17 protein-coding genes, 1 pseudogene and 1 riboswitch are annotated in these 21,727 nt (G+C 65.4%); of the genes and pseudogenes, 13 read left to right on the forward strand and 5 right to left on the reverse strand.

The features are described from left to right. The first annotated feature begins 54 nt into the window (after positions 1-54). A complete protein-coding gene (locus NAO55_RS16120) occupies positions 55-1,635 on the forward strand; it encodes a thymidine phosphorylase family protein (RefSeq protein WP_063544142.1) in 1,581 nt (526 codons plus the stop codon). Further along, positions 1,635-2,531: a ribose-phosphate pyrophosphokinase gene (locus NAO55_RS16125; RefSeq protein ID WP_102840459.1), complete on the forward strand. Its 897-nt coding sequence runs from the start codon at positions 1,635-1,637 to the stop codon at positions 2,529-2,531. The genes NAO55_RS16120 and NAO55_RS16125 overlap by 1 nt, the downstream gene beginning before the upstream one ends. A 248-nt stretch (positions 2,532-2,779) precedes the next feature. On the opposite strand, the gene NAO55_RS16130 is transcribed toward NAO55_RS16125, so the two are convergent. Continuing rightward, on the reverse strand, positions 2,780-3,559 hold the full coding sequence (locus tag NAO55_RS16130; protein ID WP_102840458.1) for a DNA-formamidopyrimidine glycosylase family protein: 780 nt from the start codon (positions 3,557-3,559) through the stop codon (positions 2,780-2,782). Positions 3,560-3,623: 64 nt separating this feature from the next. Further along, positions 3,624-4,508, reverse strand: coding sequence for an RluA family pseudouridine synthase (locus NAO55_RS16135; protein ID WP_102840457.1), 885 nt, complete (start codon positions 4,506-4,508; stop codon positions 3,624-3,626). A 260-nt stretch (positions 4,509-4,768) separates the two neighbouring features. Between NAO55_RS16135 and NAO55_RS16140 the strand changes: the two are divergent. From NAO55_RS16140 to malE, 3 genes and pseudogenes are all read left to right on the forward strand, one after another. Next, a pseudogene (locus NAO55_RS16140) lies at positions 4,769-5,644 on the forward strand (thiamine pyrophosphate-dependent enzyme); the annotation flags it as partial. Positions 5,645-5,803: 159 nt separating this feature from the next. Beyond that, positions 5,804-7,420, forward strand: a complete 1,617-nt coding sequence (locus tag NAO55_RS16145; protein ID WP_102840456.1) for a methyl-accepting chemotaxis protein — start codon at positions 5,804-5,806, stop codon at positions 7,418-7,420. Positions 7,421-7,434: 14 nt separating this feature from the next. After that, positions 7,435-8,712 carry a maltose/maltodextrin ABC transporter substrate-binding protein MalE gene (gene malE, locus NAO55_RS16150; RefSeq protein WP_102840455.1) on the forward strand — a complete coding sequence of 426 codons (1,278 nt, stop codon included), beginning with the start codon at positions 7,435-7,437 and terminating at the stop codon, positions 8,710-8,712. A gap of 117 nt (positions 8,713-8,829) precedes the next feature. Here the strand turns inward: malE and NAO55_RS16155 are convergent, their stop codons facing one another. Together NAO55_RS16155 and NAO55_RS16160 are read right to left on the reverse strand one after the other, a co-directional pair. Then, complete coding sequence (locus tag NAO55_RS16155) at positions 8,830-9,096, reverse strand: PepSY domain-containing protein (protein WP_102840454.1); 267 nt, start codon at positions 9,094-9,096, stop codon at positions 8,830-8,832. A 118-nt stretch (positions 9,097-9,214) separates the two neighbouring features. Next, positions 9,215-9,574: a copper-binding protein gene (locus NAO55_RS16160; RefSeq protein ID WP_102840453.1), complete on the reverse strand. Its 360-nt coding sequence runs from the start codon at positions 9,572-9,574 to the stop codon at positions 9,215-9,217. A 148-nt stretch (positions 9,575-9,722) separates the two neighbouring features. Here NAO55_RS16160 and NAO55_RS16165 point away from each other — a divergent pair, with 148 nt between their 5' ends. The 4 genes from NAO55_RS16165 to NAO55_RS16180 are packed head-to-tail and all read left to right on the forward strand — an operon-like array spanning position 9,723 to position 12,324. Further along, positions 9,723-10,031 (forward strand): PepSY domain-containing protein, encoded by a 309-nt coding sequence (locus NAO55_RS16165; RefSeq protein WP_102840452.1) that lies wholly within the window; start codon positions 9,723-9,725, stop codon positions 10,029-10,031. Between the two features lie 9 nt (positions 10,032-10,040). Then, positions 10,041-10,346, forward strand: a complete 306-nt coding sequence (locus tag NAO55_RS16170) for a PepSY domain-containing protein (RefSeq protein WP_058075208.1) — start codon at positions 10,041-10,043, stop codon at positions 10,344-10,346. Beyond that, positions 10,346-11,011: a response regulator transcription factor gene (locus tag NAO55_RS16175; protein WP_102840451.1), complete on the forward strand. Its 666-nt coding sequence runs from the start codon at positions 10,346-10,348 to the stop codon at positions 11,009-11,011. Before NAO55_RS16170 ends, NAO55_RS16175 begins: the two co-directional genes overlap by 1 nt. Further along, complete coding sequence (locus tag NAO55_RS16180; protein WP_102840450.1) at positions 11,008-12,324, forward strand: ATP-binding protein; 1,317 nt, start codon at positions 11,008-11,010, stop codon at positions 12,322-12,324. Before NAO55_RS16175 ends, NAO55_RS16180 begins: the two co-directional genes overlap by 4 nt. A 6-nt stretch (positions 12,325-12,330) precedes the next feature. Here NAO55_RS16180 and NAO55_RS16185 read toward each other — a convergent pair whose 3' ends face one another. Further along, positions 12,331-12,546: a hypothetical protein gene (locus NAO55_RS16185; RefSeq protein ID WP_014595808.1), complete on the reverse strand. Its 216-nt coding sequence runs from the start codon at positions 12,544-12,546 to the stop codon at positions 12,331-12,333. A 315-nt stretch (positions 12,547-12,861) separates the two neighbouring features. On the opposite strand from NAO55_RS16185, the gene NAO55_RS16190 reads away from it, so the two are divergent. The 4 genes from NAO55_RS16190 (at position 12,862) to NAO55_RS16205 (ending at position 21,718) form a co-directional block, all read left to right on the forward strand. After that, entirely contained in the window at positions 12,862-13,734 is an 873-nt protein-coding gene (locus tag NAO55_RS16190) for a helix-turn-helix transcriptional regulator (protein ID WP_102840449.1), read from the forward strand. An 811-nt stretch (positions 13,735-14,545) separates the two neighbouring features. Further along, entirely contained in the window at positions 14,546-15,781 is a 1,236-nt protein-coding gene (locus NAO55_RS16195) for an exonuclease SbcCD subunit D C-terminal domain-containing protein (RefSeq protein WP_102840448.1), read from the forward strand. Then, positions 15,778-19,431: an AAA family ATPase gene (locus tag NAO55_RS16200; protein WP_102840447.1), complete on the forward strand. Its 3,654-nt coding sequence runs from the start codon at positions 15,778-15,780 to the stop codon at positions 19,429-19,431. Before NAO55_RS16195 ends, NAO55_RS16200 begins: the two co-directional genes overlap by 4 nt. A gap of 107 nt (positions 19,432-19,538) precedes the next feature. After that, positions 19,539-19,755: riboswitch (cobalamin riboswitch) on the forward strand. 97 nt (positions 19,756-19,852) lie between these two features. After that, complete coding sequence (locus NAO55_RS16205; protein ID WP_102840446.1) at positions 19,853-21,718, forward strand: TonB-dependent receptor domain-containing protein; 1,866 nt, start codon at positions 19,853-19,855, stop codon at positions 21,716-21,718. Positions 21,719-21,727: the final 9 nt, after the last annotated feature.

The raw sequence follows: 21,727 nt of genomic DNA on the forward strand, positions 1-21,727 counted from the left end.
AAGCCCGCAGCGCTGGGGCTAGATAGCAACTACCCTCCCAGCGAAACCGCCCGCATGACCAGCATTTCCAGCGACACGTCGCTCAACGGCAAAGCCCCGGTGCACCTGGCGCTGCGCCGGGTCGCCATCGACACCTACCGCGAGAACGTCGCCTATCTGCACCGCGACTGCGCCGCCTGCCGCGCCGAAGGCTTTCAGGCGCTGGCCAAGGTGGAGATACGCGTCAACGGCCGGCGCATCCTCGCCAGCCTCAACCTGGTGGACGACCCGAGCATCGTCGGCTGCGACGAGCTGGGCCTGTCCGAAGATGCCTTCGCCCAGCTCGGCGCCGAAGCCGGTGTACCCGCGGCGATCGCCCAGGCCGAGCCGGCCGCATCGATCCCGGCGCTGCACCGCAAGATCGCCGGCGAGCGCCTGAACCGGGATGACTTCCTGGCGATCATGCGCGACATCGCCGAGCACCGTTACTCGAAGATCGAGCTGACCGCCTTCGTGGTCGCCTGCAACCAGGGCGAGCTGGATCGCGAGGAGGTCTTCTTTCTCACCGACGCGATGATCCGTGTTGGCCGCCGGCTCGACTGGCGCGAGCACCCGGTGGTGGACAAGCACTGCATCGGCGGCATCCCCGGCAACCGCACCTCGATGCTGGTGGTGCCCATCGTCGCCGCCCACGGCATGCTCTGCCCGAAGACCAGCTCGCGGGCCATCACCTCGCCGGCCGGCACCGCCGACACCATGGAGGTGCTGGCCAACGTCGAACTGCCGTTCGAGCGCCTCTGCGAAATGGTCCGCGAGGAACGCGGCTGCCTGGCCTGGGGCGGCAGCAGCGACCTCTCCCCGGCCGATGACGTGCTGATCGCCGTCGAGCGGCCGCTGTCGATCGACTCGCCGGGGCAGATGGTCGCCTCCATCCTGTCGAAGAAGATCGCCGCCGGTTCCACCCATCTGCTGCTGGACATTCCCATCGGCCCGACCGCCAAGGTGCGCTCGATGGCCGAGGCGCAGCGCCTGCGCAAGCTGTTCGAGTTCGTGGCCACGCGCCTGGGCCTGACCCTGGACGTGGTCATCACCGACGGTCGCCAGCCGATCGGCAATGGCATCGGCCCGGTACTGGAGGCGCGCGACGTGATGCAGGTGTTGCAGAACGACCCGGCGGCGCCGATCGACCTGCGTCAGAAGGCCCTGCGCCTGGCCGGGCGCATGCTCGAGTTCGATCCCGATGTGCGCGGCGGCGACGGTTACGCCATCGCCCGTGACATCCTCGACTCCGGGCGGGCGCTGAAGAAGATGCGCTCGATCATCGCCGCCCAGGGCGGCAAGCCGTTCGATCATAACCATCCGCCGCTGGCACGGCTCAGCTTCGATGTACTGGCCGACTGCGACGCGGTGGTCACCGGCATCGACAACCTGCAGCTGGCACGCATCGCCCGGCTGGCCGGCGCACCCAAGGTGCAGGGCGCCGGCGTGGACATCCTGCGCAAGCTCGGCGAACCGGTGCGGGCCGGCGACTGTCTGTATCGCGTTTACGCGGACTTTCCCGCCGACCTCGCCTTCGCCCGCCAGGCCACCGAACGCGCCAGCGGCGTCAGCCTCGGCAGCCCCGAGCAGGTCCCAACCGTATTCGTGGAGTTCTGATGCAAAGCCAGCTGCTGTATTTCGATGACGAGCGCGCCGCCGCCCTGCGCCTGGCCGAAGCCTCCGGCCTGCCCGCCGCCTCAGTCGAGCGCCACCGTTTTCCCGATGACGAGCTGCGCCTGCGCCTGCCGCTGGCCGAAGGCGAAGCGATCGCCGAGCAATTGGTGCTCTACCGCGGCCTCGACCACCCCAACGAAAAGCTGGTCGAGCTGCTGCTGGTGGCCGGCGAAGCGAGGCGCCTGGGCGCCAAGCGGCTGATCCTGATCACACCCTATCTGGCCTACATGCGCCAGGATATCGCCTTCAACCCGGGCGAGGTGGTCAGCCAGCAGGTGATTGGCCAGCTGCTGGCCGGCCAGTTCGACGCACTGATCACCGTCGACCCGCACCTGCACCGCGTCGCCACCTTGCAGGAGGCGGTGCCGCTGGCCGATGCGGTCACCCTTTGCGCGGCCCCGGCGCTGGCGCGACTGATCGCCGAACGGCATCCCGATGCGCTGCTGATCGGCCCGGATGCCGAGGCGCGGCAATGGATCGAGGCGGCCGCCGCCAAGCATGGTTTCGAGCATGGCGTGTGCAACAAGCTGCGCCATGGCGACCATCAGGTGGAGATCGCCTTGCCGGACCTGCAGTTCGCCGGGCGCCATGTGGTACTGCTCGATGACGTCGCCAGCTCCGGGCGCACGCTTGCCGAGGCCGCGCAGAAACTGCTGGCCGCCGGCGCCGCCTCGGTGGACGTGGCCGTGACCCACGCGCTGTTCGCCGGCGACGCGCTGCAGGTGATCCGCGCCGCCGGTGTCGGGCACGTCTGGAGCACCGACTGCATCGCCCACGAAAGCAACGCCGTGAGCATGGCGCCGCAGCTGGCCGAGGCGCTCAGGCCGCTGCTGCACTGACAGGTAGGGTAGAAAACGCGTAGCTTTTCCACCGATACCCGGCGAGCCACCTCGGTGGCGACGGATCAACCGCGTGGACAAGGCTGCGCCGTTGTCCACCCTACTATCACCCTGCCTGGGCCGACCGTCTGCACCCCAACGCCGTGCCCACCGTAGGGTGGAAAACGCGCAGCTTTTCCACCGAAACCCTGCGAACCAACTCGGTGGGACGGATCAGCCTCGTGGACAAGGCTGTGCCGTTGTCCACCCTACCCCTCACCCACGCTCGGCTCATCAAGCGCCACCTGCGCTGAATCGCCGTAGCGCTTCTGGCAGCGCTCGCAGAAGAACGCCCGGCGCCGGCTGCGCCCCAGTTCTTTCGCCTTCACCAGCGCAATCCGGCAGCGCACGCAGGTGTGCTTGCCGTGCGCCAGCCAGTTGGCCTTGAGCACGCCGGTCCGCTTCCACTCGAGAAACTGGAAGCTGTAGGTGCGCGCCTCGCGCACAAACTCGCGAAGCTTGGCCGACGGCAGTTCGCCGATCAGCGACAGCGGGTGCACGCGGATGCGATAGAGCACCTCGTTCTTGATGATGTTGCCGGAGCCGGCGAACAGCGTCTGGTCCAGCAGCGCATCGCAGGCCAGTAGCCGCGGGCGTTCGCGCAGCCGTTTGAGCGTGCCGCGCGGACTCCAGGCCGCACTCATCACATCCGTGCTCCAGTCGTAGGCCGCATCCAGCGACCCCTCGATGAGCTGCACCGAACAGGCATAGAAATTCAGCTCGCCGTCGGCGAAGCCGAGGCTCAGACGCGGCGTGGAGTCCTTGCGCTCGTTGATGCGGTAGCTGCCGAACAGCAGCAGGTGAATGCGCACGGAGACATCCTCCAGCTCGATCAGCAGATGCTTGCCCCAGCTGCGGAATTCACGCACCACCTGGCCGGTCAGCCGTGCCTTGTCGACCTTGGCACTGCCTTCGGCGCGCTCGATGCGTTGACCGGCGAATGCCGCGACTTCCTCGCGGAGAATGACGATGGATGGACCTTCGGGCATGGATGCACCAGCTGATCTGCCTTTGTCGATCAGACTCGCCCGTGCGGCGAAGGTGCGTAGCGCGCTACCAGGCCAGCTGCAGCCTGCTCTCGAACTCGCGCGGTTCACCACTCAGCGGATCGCGGAAGCGCAAGCCGCGCGCCAGGAGCTTGAGCGGGCGGCTGTAATCGTCCTGGTCGCGCTCCTCGCGCGGTAGCAGCTGCGGGTAGAAGGGATCGTTGCAGATACCGGCGCCGAGGGTCGCCATATGCAGACGCAGCTGGTGCTTGCGCCCGGTGACCGGCGTCAGGGCGTAGCGCCAGAGGCGGTCGCGGCGCTCGAGCACCTCGATCAGCGTTTCGCTGTTCGGCTCGCCGTCGCCTTCGCGCATCAGAAAGAACGGCTCGCCCGGCACCATGCACAGCTGCCGGCGCAGGGGAAACTCGAGCCCGGGCAGCGCCGGGCAGATCGCCTCGTAGCGCTTGTGGATCGCCCGCTCGCGAAACAGCGCCTGGTAGGCTCCGCGGCTCTGCGGGTTGACCGAAAACAGCACCAGCCCGGCGGTCAGCCGGTCGATGCGGTGGATCGGCACCAGATCAGGGTTGCCCAGCCGTTTGCACAGCCGGGCCAGCAGCGTCTCCTCGACATATTCACCAGCCGGCATCACCGAGAGGAAATGCGGCTTGTCGGCGACCAGCAGGTGTTCGTCGAGATGCAGGATGCGCTCCTGGAAGGGTACCGGCGTCTCGTTCGGCACCTCGCGAAAATAGTGGATGCGCAGGCCGACCCGGTAGGCATGCTGCGGGCCGATCGGTTGCTGCCGGGCATCCAGCACACGGCCACGCGCCATGCGGTCCAGCCAGGTTGCCCGGTCGATCGCGGGAAAGTGATCGCACAGGCAGTCGAGCACCGTGCGCCAATCACCGGCTGGCAGATGCAAGGTGCTCGGGCGGGAGTTGGAAGCGGACATGGTGCGAGAACGGCCGGCGATGGAACAGGGTCGCCGATGATACCCGCTCTCGCGCCGAACCCGCGCGGTTCACGACAGCTCGCTTGCAGCCCACACGATGCTCGCCGCGAACACGGTGGGAAACCCTCGCCGCCTGGTCCGGTCCAGAGTAGACATCGGGCCGCGAAGAGCGCGTCCAGCGCGCCTCCGGTGGACCAGCCTTCCCTATATGGCTGAATGGCTTTCAGCCCTGCTCAGACGAGGTTTCCATGGCGATGACGGTCAGCATCCGTTACCCGATGGAAGTGAACCTGCAGGGCGATTCGGCGGAAACCCTGCGCGCGCTGCTGCCCTTGTTGAACCAGAAGACCGAGCGTAGCTGGCGGCAGAACATCGAGCAGTGGCGAGCCGACTGGGACCAGACGCTGGAAAAACGCGCCATGGTCGCGGCCGATCCGATCAATCCGCAGCGGGTGGCGTTCGAGCTGTCGCCGCGCCTGCCGGATGCGGCTATCGTCACCAGCGACTCGGGTTCCTGCGCCAACTGGTATGCGCGCGACGTCAAGCTGCGTCGCGGCATGATGGGTTCGTTATCCGGCGGTCTGGCCTCGATGGGCGCCGCCGTGCCCTACGCCATCGCCGCCAAGTTCGCCCATCCGGAGCGTTCGGTCGTGGCCATGGTGGGCGATGGTGCGATGCAGATGAACAACATGGCCGAACTCATCACCGTCGCCAAATACTGGAAGGAGTGGCAGAACCCGCAATGGATCTGCTGCGTGTTCAATAACGAGGACCTGAACCAGGTGACCTGGGAGCAGCGCGCGATGGAAGGCGATCCGAAGTTCGAAGCCTCGCAGAACATCCCCAATGTGCCCTACCACCGCATCGCCGAATCCATTGGTCTGAGGGGAATCTACGTCGACCGCGAAGATCAGGTCGCCGCCGCCTGGGATCAGGCGTTTGCCGCCGACCGGCCGGTGCTGATCGTATTCAAGACCGATCCCGACGTGCCGCCGCTACCGCCGCACATCAAGCTGGAGCAGGCCAAGAAGTTCGCCACCGCGCTGCTGCACGGCGACCCGAACCAGGGCGGCATCATCAAGCAGTCGGTCAAGCAGGTGATGAGCAAGGTAATGCCGGCGCGGGACAAGGACTGACCCGGCGCCGGACGGTACGTCCGCGCGCCGACCAGTCGGCCCCCGCCGAGCTGCGGCTTACCGTCCGGCGGTCAGGACTCAAGAGAACGCCTGTCTAGCCGAAAGCCTCGTGTCCGTCGTCGCCCTGTGCGGCGCGCAACATAGGTTCAAGAGGCTTGCATGACCATCAAACTTCGCCTGATCGTGCTGGTGTCGATCGCTTTGCTATCGCTGTTCGCCGTCGGCGCGCTGGGGCTGATCCAGCTACGAAAACTCGACGCATCGGTCGCGCATATCACCAGCAATGAGGTTCCGCGCCTGGTGAATGCGAAGACCTTTGCCGGTCGTTATCAGGAACTGCGCGGCATCATCTTCCGGCACATCGCCGACCCCGATTCCGCGCGCAAGCGAACGCTCGATGAGCAGTTGCAACGCAAGGGTCGTGAGTTCGATGAGGATCTGGCTCGGGCCATTGCCGATGCCGACTCGGAAGAAGCCACCCGAGCGCTGGAAGAATTCCGCAAGACGGTCAAGGCCTACCTCATCGTCGGCGAGACGGCGCTGGCCCGCTCACGCCAGAACCAGACCGAGGCCGCAATGGAACTGGCCTCAAGCCCATTCATCGAGGATGCCGCCATTCTCACCGGGCAGCTGGCGGATCAGCTTTCCACCGATGCCACCACCGCCCTTAATGCCACCCAGCAAGCCTCTGCCGAGGCCTACCGCACATCGTTCCGGCTTCTGCTGGGCATCGTGCTGGCGGCGCTGGTGGTGATGATGGGCTTCGGCCTTACCCTGGGCCGCTCGATCATGTCGCCCTTGCAGGCGATGCGACGGACTGTCATGACCATCGGTGAAACGCTCGACCTGACTCGCCGCGTCGGGTCCCGTTCGAACGATGAGATCGGCCAGACCGTGCAGGCCTTCGACACCATGATCGAAGCCCTGCAGCGCAGCTTCAACGACCTGGCCAAGAACGCCGAGGATGTGGGCCGTGCCGCCGGCGTGCTGCGGGTCAATGCCAACGAATTCTCCGGCAGCTCCGTCGCCCAGGCCGACGCGGCGACGCAGATGGCCGCCGGCGTCGAGGAAATGACCGTCAGCATCGACCATGTGGCCGAACGCGCCGAGGATGCCGCCAAGCTGTCGACCGAGGCGGGCAACCGTGCCGCAGAAGGCGTCGCGGTGGTGCAAAGCACCATTGACGACCTGGGCATGATTGCCGAAGAAGTGAACGGCACCGCCGAGAGCGTGCATAACCTGCAACAGGAAACCACGCGCATCTCCACCGTTACCGGGGTGATCGGCGATGTCGCCGCGCAGACCAACCTGCTTGCCCTCAACGCGGCGATCGAAGCCGCACGCGCCGGGGAACAGGGCCGCGGTTTCGCCGTGGTCGCCGATGAAGTACGCAAGCTGGCGGCACGCACCGCCGAATCCGCCGCAGAGATTACCGGTATCGTCGCGGCCATCGAACAAGGCGCCAACGATGTGGTGAAGCGCATGCAGCAAGCCGTGCATACGGTCCAGCAAAGCGCCAGCCGAGCGGAGGAAACCGGCGTAGCGGTACAGGAAATCCGCAACGCTTCGACCCAGACCGTAGCGCTGGCCTCCGAAATTTCATATGCCATTCGCGAACAAAGCGCCGCCAGCAACCTGATCGCTGTACAGGTGGAGAAGATCGCCTTGATGAGCGAAACCAATACCGGCACCGCCAACCAGACCTCCAGCCAGGCTGACGATCTGCATGCCCTGGCCGAGCGGATGCTCACCGACATTTCACGTTACCGTTACTGAAGCAGGGGGCAGCCATGCGTTTGAAATCACTCACAGCCCTGTTGCCGGCGTTGCTCGTCTGCTTGAACGTTTCTGCGGCCGAGCCGGGCAAACTGCTCATTTGGATCAATGCCGACAAAGGCCACGGCGGCCTGCAACAGGTCGCGACCCGCTTCACCGAGGCGACCGGCATTGCGGCCCGGGTCGAACATCCCGACGATCTGGCGAAGAAATTCGAAGAAGCCGCCCGCAACGGTAGCGGGCCGGACATCATCCTCTGGCCGCAGGACCGCCTCGGCGATTTTATTGCCAAGGGTCTGGTCGTCCCTGTCGAGCCACCGCAAGCATTGCGCGAAGCACTGGTCTCGGTGGGCTGGGATGCCTTCACCGTCGGCGGACGGACCTGGGGTTATCCGGTCGGCGCCGAAGCCATCATGCTGCTCTACAACAAGGCACTGATCACGGCTCCCCCGTCCTCGTTCGAAGAAATCGAGACGCTGGATAGCGAGCTCGGCAAGCGCGGCATCGATGCCATCGGCTGGGATTACACCAATGCCTACTTCAGCTGGCCACTCTTGGCAGCCAACGGCGGCTACGTGTTCAAGCGTCAGCCCGATGGCAGCTACGACACGGCAGATATCGGCATCGATAACGCGGGCGCTCTGGCGGGTGGCCGCCTGTTGCGCCGTTTCATCGACAGCGGCGTACTGCCGCAAGGCGGGATGCCCGGCGATGCCGCACAGCAGGCGATGCATGCAGGCAAACAGGCGATGTGGATAACCGGCCCCTGGTCATGGGAAGGGCTGCGCCGGGCCGGCGTCGATTTCGGTGTCGCGCCCCTGCCCACCGTCGACGGTCAACCGGCGCGCCCCTTCGTTGGCGTCATGGGCGCGATGATCGCCGCGCAAAGCCCGAACGGCGCGGCTGCCAAGCAATTCATCGAAGGCTATCTGTTGGATAGCGAAGGGCTGCGCACAGTGAACGCCGACAAGCCCATCGGTGTGCCGCTGAACAAGCGGCTTTTCTGGGACATGGTCACGGATGAGCACCTGCGGATATCGATGGATGGCGTCACCTTCGGTCGCCCAATGCCTTCGGCACCGCAAATGAGTTCGTTCTGGGAGGCTGCCAACGCCGCGCTGCTGGACATTGCTCAAGGCACCGACGAGGCAACCGCGCTGGGCAATGCGGCACGGCAAATGCGCGGCGAAGAGATTGCGGCGGAGCCTGCCGCTGCGTCGAGTACCGAGCCTGACGAGGTTGTTTCCGAAGAATTGGAAGACATGCCGGAAGCCGATCCGGAGGCGCTTTGAGGGCCGGTCGGCCTGCGCCGGTGACCTGCATTAGGTATTTAGATCAACCCTGGCGGCACTGGCGCCGCCAGGGTAGCTGATGTCTGCTGCAAGGTCCGCCGTAGCGGGCCGTGGCGATCAGTCTTCCTTGTCGTGGGTGACTTCGCCAGTCTTGCCGTCAATCTTGAATTCCCAGGTCTTGCCGTCGGCCTTGGTGCCTTCGCCTTCCCAGGAGTTACCGTCGGCGTCGATCGAATGGAGCGTGGTGTAGCCGGCGGCCTTGGCCTTCTCGACGGCCTGTTCGAGGGTGATCCAGTCGGCGCCCGGCTTGTCTGCCAGAGCAAAGCCGCTGGCGCTTCCGAGTACGGCGATGGCAAGAGCTGCGGTCAGTTTCTTGTGATACATGCGCGTAATCCTCTTGATGTTTCATCGACACGGGCCGCAACGCAGCCCCTGTTGAATACGAGCCCAGCGGCTGCAAAGGGTTCCTTGCATCCCGTCTGCCATGGGCATCGAGACTGTGTCAGCGCTTGTCGATGGAAACGATCGCCGCCTCGTCGCCCTCGCTCTGGAAGCCGATGCGGACCGCGTCGCCCACTTCAAGTCCTTCGAGCTGCTGCTCTCTGACTTGAAACTGCATGGTCGAAGCCGGCCACTTCAGCGCCGGGACCGGGCCATGAGCGATGGTTACCACCTCCCGCTCGCGATCTATGGCCTCGATCGTGCCGGTGGCATGCACGACCGGCTCGGAGACCATTTCGGTGGCGGGTCCGGCGTCGATGTCCAGCGAAGGCGCCGGCGTAGTCGGTTTGAGTAGATCTTCGGCCAGCGCAGGCTGAACGAGTACCGCCAGGCTTAGCGTGATGCAATGAAGCGCTTTCATGACAGACCTCCTGAAACAGGTGGACGTACGCGTATTGGACAATACGCCCGCATCTATTGCTGCCGGTGAATGTTTCGACGCGTTCAGCTTGGCGTAAGCCGCGATTCGTAACCTGTGAACCGTCGAAACCCACACAGGAAAACGAACCATGAAAACACTGACTACGCTGATCACTGCCGCCACCCTCGCCCTGGGCGCCAACCTGGCCATGGCCCGCGACCTCGGCCCGGACGAAGCGTTGAAGCTGCGCGATGCCGGCACCATCCAGTCATTCGAGAAGCTCAACGAAGCCGCACTGGCCAAGCACCCCGGCGCCACCATCGAAGAAACCGAGCTGGAAGAGGAATACGGCCGCCACATCTATCAGCTTGAATTGCGCGACGACAAAGGTGTGCAATGGGACATGGAACTCGACGCCAAGACCGGCGAAGTGCTGAAGGACCACCAGGACGACTAAAGGCCATCCATGCGTGCCCCTCTTCTTGTAACGCTGCCACTGGTTCTGCTGCTCGCCGCCGCCCCGGCGGTGAGCCGCGACCTGGATCAGGACGAAGCCCTGCGGCTGCGCCGCGAAGGCCTCATCATGCCGCTGGAAGCCTTGCTCCAGCGCGCCCTTGAGCACCATCCGGGGGCCAGCCTGCTGGAAGCGGAGCTGGAAGAGGAAGACGGCCGCTACGTCTACGAAATCGAACTGCTCACCACCCAGGGCGTTGCCCGCGAGCTGGAATTCGATGCTCGCGACGGTCGCCTGATCAAGGATGAGGAAGACTGATGCGCCTGCTGCTGGTCGAAGACAGCGTGCCGCTGGCCGATGAACTGATCGCCAGTCTCAACCGCCAGGGCTACGCCACCGACTGGCTCGCCGATGGCCGAGACGCCGAATACCAGGGCGCCAGCGAGCCCTACGACCTGATCGTTCTCGACCTCGGATTGCCGGGCAAACCGGGGCTCGAGGTATTGCGCGCCTGGCGCGCCGCCGGGGTCGCCACCCCGGTACTGATCCTCACCGCGCGCGGCTCCTGGGCCGAGCGCATCGACGGCCTCAAGGCCGGTGCCGACGACTACCTGACCAAACCCTTCCATCCCGAGGAGCTGCTGCTGCGCATCCAGGCGCTGCTGCGCCGTGCCCACGGTCTGGCCAACCAGCCGCTGCTGCAGGCTGGCGGCCTGGAACTGGACGAATCGCGCCAGTGCTGCCGCAAGGACGGCAAGGACATCGAACTGACCGCCGGCGAGTTCCGCCTGCTGCGCTATTTCATGCTGCATCCGGGGCAGCTGCTGTCGAAAAGTCAGCTCACCGAACACCTCTACGACGGTGAAACCGAGCGCGACTCCAACGTCATCGAGGTGCACATCAATCGGCTGCGCGGCAAGCTCGGCCGCGAATTGATCGAAACGCGCCGCGGCCAGGGCTATCGCTTCGGCGGCCAGCCGTGAAGTCGATCCAGCGCAGCCTCAGCCTGGCGCTGATCGCCACCCTGCTACTGGTCGCGCTGGTGTTGGTGCAGACCAGCCTGTGGCTGTTCGAGTCAGGCCTCAGGCGCAGCCTGGAAACCGACCTGCGCGAGGAAACCGAGGGGCTGCTGATCGCTCTGGTGAAAGGACCGAACGGTGACCAGCTGGATGTGCAGCGCCTCAACCCACGTTATCAGCGGCCGTTTTCCGGTCACTACTTCAAGATCGAGCTGCCCGGCCGCACCTGGCGCTCACGCTCGCTGTGGGACGCCACGCCGCAATGGCCGGAGCGCCCGGGGCTGACCGAGGAGCTCATGGAGGGCCCGCAAGGCCAGCGCCTGCTGGGTTACCGCGCCGAGTACCGCCGCGACGGACAGCCGATCGTCATCAGCGTGGCGCAGGACTACACGCCGGTTCTCGACAGCTTCGCCCGCGTGCGGCTGAGCGGCCTGGGACTGGTCGGTTTCGCCCTGCTCGCCCTGCTGCTCTTGCAGCGCTACGCCATGGGCCTGGCGCTGCGCCCGCTGGAACGTGCCCGGCTGCAGATCGCCCAGCTGCAACAGGGCCAGCGCCAGCAACTGGATCAGCAGGCGCCGGTCGAACTGCAGCCGCTGGTGGAGCAAATCAATCATCTGCTCAGCCACACCGAGGAGACCCTGCAACGCTCACGGCACGCACTGGGCAACCTCGGCCATGCGCTGAAAACACCACTGGCGGTACTCGGCAGCCTGGTGCAGCGCGAAGAACTCGCCGCCCACCCCGAACTGCAGGCCAGCCTGCAGGAGCAGCTGGAGCAGATCCAGCAACGGGTCAGCCGCGAGCTGGGTCGCGCGCGGCTGTCGGTCGACGTGCTGCCCGGTGCGCATTTCGACTGCGACGCCGAACTGCCGGCGCTGTTCGATACCCTGGCGATGATCCACCGCTCCCACCTCGAGCTGCGCTGGCACGCCCCAGCTGGCTGCCGCCTGCCGCGTGATCGCGAGGACATGCTCGAGCTGCTGGGCAACCTGCTGGACAACGCCTGCAAATGGGCGAACAGCCGCGTCGAGCTGACCATCGAGCGATCGCGCGACGGCTTCGTGCTGCTGGTGGACGATGACGGGCCGGGCATTCCGGCCCAGCAACGGGAGATGGTCATCAACCGCGGCGTGCGGCTGGACGAGCGCGCAGAAGGCCACGGCCTGGGGCTGGGGATCGTCAGCGATATCCTGACGGCGTGGCGTGGCGAGTGGAGCCTAGAGGAAAGTCCGCTGGGCGGGCTACGCGTGCGTATCGCACTGCCCGCGATGCGCTAAGCGGGGCTATTGCGGGCGGGCCAGTTCGTTGCGCATGTCTTCGAGGATGGTTTCCACCAGCAGCGTGTTCTGAACCTGGTGCCCGGCGACGATGCGCGTGGCGTGGGTGCCGTTGATCGGGTAGCCGACATGGACTTCCAGACGGCCGTCCGCCTTTGGTTCGACACGGGTGCGGTATTGCGAAGTGAAGGTTTCGGCCAGGTGACGGGACAAAGTCTTCATGGAGCATCTCTACAGGTGAGCCTGACACAAAGACCCTGTACCAGGCTCGGAGATTCCAGCCGTCCATCGGGAAGCGCTCAGCCTTCACCAAACTGCAACCTGTCTCAGCCCTTTCGTTCACCGTCGGCGTACGCCAGCCAGGCCAGCAATGCCATCGCGACGAACGCCACGCCGGACCATGTCAGTGCAGCGATCAGCAGATTCATGTCGGTCACCCGTATCGAGTTGAAACACGCCTTGAATATATGTAGCGTTGCGCGACACGTCGACCCGCTCGACATAGGCATGTAAACCTTCGGTACAGGTGCAACGGCGATGAAAAGGAAGCAATCGATCAGTCAGATACGCTGGGACCTGGCGCTGCGCTACCGGTTGATCGAGACCATTGCCTGGTGGGAAGGCCGCCTGACCACGGGCCACCTGATGCAGAGCTTCGGCATCAGCCGCCAGCAGGCCTCGAAGGACATCAACACCTACCTCAACGAACATGCGCCCAAAAACCTGACATATGACCGTCACCTGAAAGGCTATAAGCCGAGCAAGGCCTTCCAGCCGCTGTTCATCGACGGCAGCGCCAGCGCCTACCTGCACCTGCTCGACCAGAACCGCGTGCGCGCTCCGCACATCGAAGGCCTGGCGCTGGCCTATGCACATACGGAAGTGCTGCAGGTGCCGGACCGCAGCATCCGCCCCGAGGTGCTACGCCCGATCCTGCAGGCCTGCCGCGAGGGGCTGCGGCTGGAGAGCGAGTACGTCTCGCTGGCCAACCCGGAGGTGGAGATCCGCGTGATGGCGCCGCACACGCTGGTCTTCACCGGCATGCGCTGGCACGTGCGCGCCTACTGCGAGAAGAACCGCGAATACCGCGACTTCGTGCTCAGCCGCTTCCGCGGCGAACCGGACCTGATGGACGAAAGCGAACATACCCGCGAGCAGGACGAAGCGTGGAACACACCGGTGACCGTGCTGATCGAGCCGGATGCACGGCTGAGCCCGGCGCAGAAGGCGATCATCGAGGTGGATTACGGCATGCTCGACGGCCAACTGCCGGTGGAGACCCGTGGCGCCCTGGTGCAGTACGTGCTGCAGCGCTTCGGCATCGATCCGAATACGGTGCAGGCCAATGCGGCCGCGCAGCAGCTGCAGGTGGGGAATCTGCAGGCGTTGAAGGGGTGGTTGTACTCGTGAGGGTTAGGCGTAACGTGGCCACTTGCAGGAGCGAGCTTGCTCACGAACTGTTGCCGGCGCAGACCTATGCGTACGACGCCGCGCTTTCCTCGGCCCGACCTGCAGGTTGCGCCTTGCACGGCGCGTCACTTTTTCTTGTCTGGCCAAGAAAAAGTAACCAAAAAGAAGGCCACCACTACATACGGGTTTTGCTTCGCAAAACTTCCCTCGCTCCAGCGCTGCTCCGGGGGTCGTCGCGAAGGGCCATCCCTGGCCCATCGCTCCTCGCTCGGCATCCATGCCTCGCGCCCCCCTGCGCAGCACCTACGCTCGGCCTCCTGAAGGGGATTCGAGACCGAGCCGTCTGTAAGTTTATTAATAGCGGGAGGCCGCTTCGCTCGTTTACCAGTCAAAAATCTGCCAGGCGACGCCGAACGCCCCTTTCAGGAGGCCGAATGGAATCCGCGTGGAGAGGAGTGAGCGGCATGGATGCCGCGAGAGGCGTAAAGGGCCATGGATGGCCCTTGTACGCCGGCCCCCGGAACGTGGATGGAATGAGGGAAGTCGAGCGCAGCGAGACCCGGATGCAGGGGCAAGACTTTTTGGTTCCTTTTGGGGCGACTGCCAAAAGGGACTCGCCCAGCAGGGCGAAACCAATGCACCTTCCCATCACCGCGATAGGCTGTATCCCGCGAAACCAACGTCCAAAAGCTTCGCCAGCAGAGACTCGACACGCTCCTCCGCGCCTACGGATACGCTGCACAAACGCTGCGCCCAGCCTCCTCCACCCAGCCGCGGCCCGTCGCGACACCTACGAAGAAAACTCCCTCGCATGCGCCTGATCCACACCTCCGACTGGCACCTCGGCCAGACCCTCCACGGCCAGGACCGCGACCACGAACACGCGCAGTTCCTCGCCTGGCTGCTCGACCAGCTGGTAGCCCACCGCGCCGACGCCCTGCTGATCGCCGGCGACGTGTTCGACACGGTCAACCCGCCACTCAAGGCCCAGGAGCGCCTCTACGACTTCATCGTCCGCGCCCACGAAAAGCTCCCGCAGCTGGACATCGTGATGATCGCCGGCAACCACGACTCGGGCGGGCGCATCGAGCTGCCGGCGCCGTTGATGAAGCGCCTCAATGCCCATGCCGTTGGCCGCATCAGCTGGGTCGCCGAGGGCCAGCTCGACCATCAGCGGCTGCTGGTGCCGCTGCACGACGCCAATGGCAATACCGCCGCCTGGTGTCTCACCCTGCCCTTCCTGCGCCCGGCCGAGGTCACCGGAATGACGCTGGGCGACGACTACATGGCCGGCATTCGCCAGGTGCATGAACGCCTCATCGCCGCCGCCGAGGCCGTGCGCCAGCCCGGCCAGGCGCTGGTCGCCATGAGCCATGCGCACATGGCCGGCGGCGCGGTGTCGGAGGAGTCCGAGCGCAATATCGTCATCGGCAATGCCGAGGCCCTGCCGGCCAGCCTGTTTCCCGAGTCCGTCGCCTACGTCGCCCTCGGCCACCTGCACAAGCCGCAGCAGGTCGCCGGGCAGGCGCGCATCCGCTATAGCGGCTCGCCGCTGCCGCTGTCCTTCGCCGAGGTCAATTACCCCCATCAGGTGCTGCTGGTCGAAGTTGACGGCGAGGCCCTGAAACAGGTCGACAGTCTGGCGGTGCCGCGTGCGGTGGAGATGATCCGCATCGGCCGCGCCCCGCTGGCCGAGGTGATCGCCGCGCTGGAGGCGCTGCCGCCCACCGGCCTGTTCGACGAACACCTGCCCTGGCTGGAGGTACGCGTGCTGCTCGACGAGCCGCTGCCGGACCTGCGCCAGCGCATCGAAACCGCGATAACCGGCAAGGCCTGCCGGCTGGTGCGCATCGCCAGCGAATACGCCGGCAAGCGCGGCGAGACGGAGTCGGACGTGCTCCTCGGCCTCGACCAGATCACCCCTCAGGAACTGTTCGCACGCGCCTGGGAAGAACAGTACGGCAATCCGGCAGATGAACAGGCGCTGGATGATTTCGCCACCCTGCTGCAACGGGTCGAGTTCGCCCATGCGGAGGACGACCGATGAAGATCCTCGCCATCCGCCTGAAGAACCTGGCGTCGCTGGCCGGTGAGCAGGTCATCGATTTCACCGCGGAACCCCTGGCCAGCGCCGGGCTGTTCGCCATCACCGGGCCCACCGGCGCGGGCAAGAGCACCATTCTCGACGCCCTGTGCCTGGCGCTGTTCGGCAGCACGCCGCGACTCGACAGCGTTTCGCCGCTGAACAAGGTGCCCGAGGTGGATGCCGAGATCGGCGGTGGCGACGAGCGCAACCTGCTGCGCCGCGGCTGCGGCAGCGGTTACGCCGAGGTCGATTTCGTCGGCGTCGACGGCCACCGCTACCGCGCACGCTGGGAGGTCAAGCGCGCCCGCGAGAAGATCGACGGCCGCCTGCAGGCCAGCAGCCAGAGCCTTACGGATCTCGACAGCGGCACGCTCCTGGCCAGCGGCAAGAAACGCGAGTTTGAAGGGTTAATTCAACTCAAGCTCGGTCTCAATCTATCCCAGTTCACCAGGGCCGTTCTCCTCGCGCAAAGTGAATTCAGCGCTTTCTTAAAAGCAAAGGATGACGAGCGCGGCCAACTGCTGGAAAAGCTCACCGATACCGGCCTCTACAGCCGCCTCGGCCAGGCCGCCTTCGAGGCCGCCAAAGAGGCGAAGGAAGGCCTCGTCCGTCTGGAGCAGCAGGCTGGTGGGCTGCAACCACTGGAGCCCGAGCAGCGCGAGGTTCTGGAGAACGAACATCAGGCTCAGCTCGACGAACTGAAAGCGCTGCAGCAGCAGCTCAGGGCGCTGGAAGCGCAGCGGCAATGGCTCAGCGAACTGCAGCGTCTGGAAAACGAGCGCGAAGCGGCATGCCAGCAACTGCAGGATGCCGAAGACGAGCGCAAAAACCTCGCCGAGGCCCGGCGCATCCTCGACCTGTTCGAGCAACTGGCGCCGCAACGCCATCGTTTCCTGCGCCTGCAGGATCTCGGCCCGCTGCTGGACAAGGCCGCCGACAGCCTGGCGCGCCTGCAGCATGAGGAACAGGCCGTGCAGCAGCGCCTGGCCGAGCTGCAGAGCCAATGCAGCGCCGCCAGCGAGCAACTGCGTTCGGCCGAACAGGCGCGCCAGGACGCCGAGCCGCGGCTCGTCCAGGCGCGCCGTGAAGAGGAACGCCTGCAGCATCTGAATGCCGACCTGACCACTATCCGCGAGGACAGCACCCGGGCCGATGCCGAGGTGACTGCAGGCGCAGCGACGCTCACGCAGCTCGCCGAACGCCAGCAGCGCGCCGCGGCGGAACTTGCCGCGCTGAGCCAGCAACTGGACAAGAGCACCGCGCTGCAACCGCTCTGCAGCGCCTGGGACGGCTACCGCCCGCGCCTGCAACAGGCCGTGCAGCTGGCGGCACGGCTGCATCAAGGTCAGGGCGAACTCCCGGCATTGGAAGCGCGGGCCAAGGCCGCCGAAAACCAGCAAAGCCTGGCCCGCGAGGCGCTAGACGCTCTGCAACGTGAGCGCGGCAGCCAAGTCGGCCTGGCCGAACAGCTCACCCAACTGCACGGGCAGCTGGACCAATGGCGCCAGGCCGAGCGCGAAACTGCGGCCCTGCGCGAGCTTTGGGCGCAGCAACGCGGGCTCGAAACCAGCCGACGCGAACTGAGCGATGCCACCACCGGCCAGCAGGCCGAGCTGGATGGCCTGGTGCCGCTGGGCAAGCAGGTTCGCGTCGAGCGCGACGCCGCCGAGCAGGCGCTGAACGTCACCCTCGCCTTGCTCGAACGCCAGCGCCTGGCGCGCAGTGCGAATGTCGAGGCGCTACGCGCCGCGCTGGTGCCGGGCGAGCCCTGCCCGGTCTGTGGCAGCCAGGAACATCCCTGGCATGCGGCCGATACCCTGCTCGCAGGCCTCGATCAGCAGGACGACCGCGAGGCCGAACGCGCCCGCGAAGCACTGCAGGCCCAGGACCAGCGCCTGCAGGAACTGCGCGATCGCCATGTCGCGCTCAGCACTCAATTGCGTCAGAGCCAACAGCGGCAGGTGGAAGTCGAGGCGCAGCTGCAGGCGCTGGCCCCGCGTCTGCACGCCCTGCCAGCGCATGCCGAACTGCTTCGCCAACCCGAAGGAACACGCGCGGACTGGCTGGAAGCCCAACTGGCGAACCTGAACCAACAGATCGCCGATGCCAGCCGGCAGCAACAACAACTGCTCGGGTTGCAACAGCGCAGCGAAACCCTCCAGCAGGCCTGGCAGGCCGCGCGCGAGGCCTGTGTCGAGGCGACTCAACAGCTCGCGCGCCAGCGCGATGCCCTGGCCCGCGATAGCCAACAACTCGACGAGGAGCTGGCTGCCTTCGCCGAACTGCTGCCAGTCAAGCAACTGCAGCGCTGGCGCGAAGACCCGGCGCAGACCTTTATGCAGCTGGACGCCAGCATCGCCACGCGGCTGCAGCAGCTGCTGGCGCAGACCGAGCTGAGTGAGGAGCTGCGCCAGGGCGAACAGCGCCGCAGCGACGAGCAGTTGCAGCAGCGCCATCGCCAGGAGAAACAGGCAGGCTGCAGCGCGCGACTGGCTGAGCGCGAGAAATTGCTGCTCGCCTGCCAGCAGACGCTGCGGGCCAGCCTCGGCGGGCAAAGCAGCGCCAGCGCCTGGCAACAGCAGCTGGATGCAGCCATCCAGACTGCGCGGCAAACCCAGGCCGGGATCGATCAGCAGCTCAACGAGAGCAAACTTGGCCTGACGCGCCTGCACAGCGAGCAACAGAACTGCCGCCAGCGCCACGCCGAGTTGCAGCAGGAACGCGACGCGCTGAACGCGGAACTGGGCGCCTGGCGTACCGCCCATCCGGCACTGGACGACATCACCCTCGCCCAGCTGCTGCAGATGGACGACACGTTGCTGGCCGAGGCGCGCCAGCGCCTGCAGCAGAACGCCGAAACCCTGACCCGCTGCCGCGAACGGCTGGATGGCTGCCTCAATCGGCTGGCCAGCCACCAGCAGCAACAGGCCGAAGTGCCGGAAGCCGAGCAGTTGCAACAGGCACATGCCGAACAGCTGCACCGCTGCGAACAGGCCGAGCAGCGCTGCGCCGAAACCCTGGCCGCGCTGCTCGACGACGACAAGCGCCGCCGCCAGAGCCAGGCGTTGCTGGCACAGATCGGCGAGGCGCGCGCCGAAATGCAGCGCTGGGGGCGTATCGCCGCGCTGATCGGCTCAAGCGACGGCGGCGCCTTCCGCAAGATCGCCCAGGCCTACAACCTGGATCTTCTGGTGCAGCACGCCAACGTGCAGCTGCGCCAACTGGCGCGGCGTTATCGGCTCAAGCGCGGCGGCAGTCCGCTGGGGTTGCTGGTAATGGATACCGAGATGGGCGACGAGCTGCGCTCGGTGCATTCGCTGTCCGGCGGCGAGACCTTCCTCGTTTCGCTGGCCCTGGCACTGGGCCTGGCCTCGATGGCATCGAGCAAGCTCAGGATCGAATCGCTGTTTATCGACGAGGGCTTCGGCAGCCTCGATCCCGAGTCGCTGCAGATCGCCATGGACGCGCTGGATTCGCTGCAAGCCCAGGGCCGCAAGGTGGCAGTGATCAGCCACGTGGCCGAGATGCACGAACGCATCCCGGTGCAGATTCAGGTGCAGCGTCAGGGCAACGGGCAGAGCGGGCTGAAGATCGTCGGCGGGCTGTCCTAGCGGTCGCGCTTTCAGGCGCGACCTTGCCGCCTTCGCAGACTCGGCACTGACAGGCTTGCGGCCATCGGTCCGCTTGTGTTTCGCCAGCATCGGCCGTAAGGTTCGCGCGTTTTTCTTATCCGCCCAGGTGTGCACGACCGCAAGGTCCGCATTAAACGGGAAGCCGGTGCGCTCGAAGAGCAAGGCCGGCGCTGCCCCCGCAACGGTAATCGACCGCGATCCTCAGGAATCGCCGTCCGCTCGACAACCACTGTGTTCCGACATGGGAAGGTGAGCGTGATGCGTGTCGAAAGCCCGGAGACCGGCCTGACGGATTCGACTGGTGTTGCGGAGGGCAGCACCGTCAAGCGCTGCTGCCCGTCATCCCCGCGCTTGTTCCTGCCCTCCTCAAAAGTCTGCGATCTTTTGAGGAATTCCAAGAATGAAACTGTCCCGACTTGCCCTCGCCGTGGCGCTGCTGCCTGGCGTGCAGGTGTTTGCTGCTGAGCTGACACGCGACGAAGCGCTGAAGCTTTCCGATACGGTGGTCAGCGCAAACCGCGAACCACAGCGACGCAGCCAGACCCCGGCGGCAACCACTGTATTCAACCGAGATGATATCGAGCGGTTGCAGATTCGCAGCGTCGCGGAGCTGCTGGAGCGTGTGCCAGGCGTAAGCATCACCCGCACAGGCGGAGCAGGCAGCCAAACCGGCCTGTTTCTTCGCGGCACCTCCAGTACCCAGACCCTGGTTCTGGTCGATGGTCAGCGCATCGCCGCAACCTCCAGCGGCACCAGCAGCCTCGAATTTCTAAGCCCCGATCAGATCGAACGGATAGAAGTCGTGCGCGGCCCGCGGTCGGCGCTGTATGGCTCGGATGCCATCGGCGGCGTGGTGCAAATCTTCACCCGCCAAGGTAGCGGTCAGGGGCTTGCGCCTGCGGTCCGCTTCGGCGCGGGAAGCAACGGCACCTTCGAACGCAGCCTGAACCTCTCCGGTGGGAATGGCCAGACTCGCTTCAACCTGGGGGTCGCGATGGATGAGACTCAAGGTATCGACGCGACGCGCGATAGCTTCGGCGCCAATGGCGATGACGACGCTTACCGCAATCGTTCGCTCAGTCTGAACGTTGCACACCGCTTTAATGATCGGCTCGAGGCGGGTGTCAGCGCGCTCGATCAGCGAGGCGAACTTGAGTTCGACGACACCTTCGACGGCTTTCAGCCGACCGTGGATTTCCAGTTGAGCAGCATCTCCGGGTTCGTTGACGCCAAACTCAATGATGTCTGGAACAGCCGCCTTGAGGTCGGGCACAGCGAGGACAAGCGGGACACCGGAAACGACAGCCCCCTGGCTCCTGACTATGTGTTTTTCAGCTACTCGACCTATCGTGACTCGGCCAGCTGGGTGAATACACTTCAGCTCGATCCGGCCCATCAATTGTTGCTGGGTGCCGATTGGCATGAGGACCAGCTGCACAGCTCGAGCGACTTTGCCCAAGACTCCCGTTGGAACCAGGCGGCCTTCATCCAGCACCGCTATACCGGCAACGCCTTTTCTACAGAGATTGGCCTGCGCCACGACAAGAACGAACAGTACGGCAGCGAGAACACCTGGAACGCGGCGCTAACCGTACCGCTGGATACCCGCAACGACGTGATCGTGTCCTACAGCGAGGGCTTCCGCGCCCCGACATTTAACGAACTGTACGACTCCTGGCTCGGAAACCCGGACCTTACGCCCGAAAAATCCAAGAGCTACGAGCTGCAATGGCGCAACCGCTATAGCGACAGCGGGTCGCTGGAATTGTCGCTGTACCGCACTGACATCGAGGATGCCATCGTCTCGGACGCCTTCTGGATTCCTCAGAATGTCCAGACCGCACGGATCAACGGCCTGGAGGCCACCCTCCGGCAGGACGTGTTCGGTTGGCAGGCTAGCCTCGCTGCCGGCCTGATCGACCCGCGCGATCGCGATAGCGGTCATACACTCGCCCGTCGCGCCAAGCGCACGCTAAGCCTGGATCTGGACCGCCAGTTCGGTGACTTTTCGGTAGGCGCGGGCTGGCGCGCCGTCAGCGGACGCTATGACAACGCTGAAAATACCATCGAGCTCGGCGGCTACGGCCTGCTTGGCTTGCGTGGGAGTTGGCAGGCCAACTCGGAGGTTAAGCTGGACCTGAAGCTGAACAACCTGTTCGACAAGGACTATGCGGAAACCACCTACAGCACCGCCAACGGACGCTACGGATACAACACCGAAGGCCGCACCGCGCTGTTCGCCGTCACCTGGACTCCATCACTGTAATCGCGTCTA

The sequence above is a fragment of the Stutzerimonas frequens genome (assembly GCF_024448335.1).
Taxonomy (GTDB): domain Bacteria; phylum Pseudomonadota; class Gammaproteobacteria; order Pseudomonadales; family Pseudomonadaceae; genus Stutzerimonas; species Stutzerimonas frequens.

Coding starts and splice junctions, on each gene's coding strand:
- NAO55_RS16185 (WP_014595808.1), bottom strand. CDS start 12,546: ATGAAGACTTTGTCCCGTCACCTGGCCGAAACCTTCACTTCGCAATAC.
- NAO55_RS16195 (WP_102840448.1), top strand. CDS start 14,546: ATGCGCCTGATCCACACCTCCGACTGGCACCTCGGCCAGACCCTCCAC.
- NAO55_RS16200 (WP_102840447.1), top strand. CDS start 15,778: ATGAAGATCCTCGCCATCCGCCTGAAGAACCTGGCGTCGCTGGCCGGT.
- NAO55_RS16160 (WP_102840453.1), bottom strand. CDS start 9,574: ATGAAAGCGCTTCATTGCATCACGCTAAGCCTGGCGGTACTCGTTCAG.
- NAO55_RS16135 (WP_102840457.1), bottom strand. CDS start 4,508: ATGTCCGCTTCCAACTCCCGCCCGAGCACCTTGCATCTGCCAGCCGGT.
- NAO55_RS16175 (WP_102840451.1), top strand. CDS start 10,346: ATGCGCCTGCTGCTGGTCGAAGACAGCGTGCCGCTGGCCGATGAACTG.
- NAO55_RS16130 (WP_102840458.1), bottom strand. CDS start 3,559: ATGCCCGAAGGTCCATCCATCGTCATTCTCCGCGAGGAAGTCGCGGCA.
- NAO55_RS16205 (WP_102840446.1), top strand. CDS start 19,853: ATGAAACTGTCCCGACTTGCCCTCGCCGTGGCGCTGCTGCCTGGCGTG.
- NAO55_RS16125 (WP_102840459.1), top strand. CDS start 1,635: ATGCAAAGCCAGCTGCTGTATTTCGATGACGAGCGCGCCGCCGCCCTG.
- malE (WP_102840455.1), top strand. CDS start 7,435: ATGCGTTTGAAATCACTCACAGCCCTGTTGCCGGCGTTGCTCGTCTGC.
- NAO55_RS16190 (WP_102840449.1), top strand. CDS start 12,862: ATGAAAAGGAAGCAATCGATCAGTCAGATACGCTGGGACCTGGCGCTG.
- NAO55_RS16170 (WP_058075208.1), top strand. CDS start 10,041: ATGCGTGCCCCTCTTCTTGTAACGCTGCCACTGGTTCTGCTGCTCGCC.
- NAO55_RS16165 (WP_102840452.1), top strand. CDS start 9,723: ATGAAAACACTGACTACGCTGATCACTGCCGCCACCCTCGCCCTGGGC.
- NAO55_RS16120 (WP_063544142.1), top strand. CDS start 55: ATGACCAGCATTTCCAGCGACACGTCGCTCAACGGCAAAGCCCCGGTG.
- NAO55_RS16155 (WP_102840454.1), bottom strand. CDS start 9,096: ATGTATCACAAGAAACTGACCGCAGCTCTTGCCATCGCCGTACTCGGA.
- NAO55_RS16145 (WP_102840456.1), top strand. CDS start 5,804: ATGACCATCAAACTTCGCCTGATCGTGCTGGTGTCGATCGCTTTGCTA.